The sequence below is a fragment of the Candidatus Symbiopectobacterium sp. 'North America' genome (genome assembly GCF_015762685.1).
In the GTDB taxonomy this organism is placed as follows: Bacteria; Pseudomonadota; Gammaproteobacteria; order Enterobacterales; family Enterobacteriaceae; genus Symbiopectobacterium.
In genome coordinates, this window is sequence record NZ_PEHF01000117.1 from 1 (window position 1) to 527 (window position 527).

The following is a 527-nucleotide window of genomic DNA, read 5'->3' on the forward strand; positions in this document are numbered from 1 at the left end:
CTTGCGCAGGTGCGCATTTTATGGCGCGACGCATTAGCGATATCGGTCATGAAGCAAAGCTCATTTCTCCGCAATTTGTACGTCCTTTTGTCAAAAGTAATAAAAATGATTTTGTTGATGCGGAAGCGATTTGCGAAGCTGCGTCACGACCATCAATGCGTTTCGTGCAGCCGAGAACAGAGATTCAGCAAGCAATGCGAGCGCTGCATCGGGTCAGAGAATCACTTATCAGAGATAAAGTGAAAACCACCAACCAGCTCCATGGCTTTCTGTTGGAGTTTGGAATCAGCTTGCCAATTGGAAACGCTGTAATAAAACGGCTATCTCTGGTGCTTTCTGAGCACGAAATCCCCGAATATCTGAGTCGGTTACTCATGAAGTTACATGCCCACTACCTTTACCTTGTTGCGCAAATAGCTGAGCTGGAATCAGCGTTAAATCAGTCAATTAAAACTGATGATACCGCTCAACGCATTATGACAATTCCAGGTGTCGGGCCTATTACTGCCAGCTTACTTTCATCTCAA

General features: G+C 45.4%; 1 protein-coding gene. It reads left to right on the top strand.

Annotated elements, in window-relative coordinates:
• Positions 1–527, top strand: a 527-nt coding sequence (locus CS369_RS22545; RefSeq protein ID WP_196908785.1) for an IS110 family transposase, incomplete at both ends; no start/stop codon positions are given.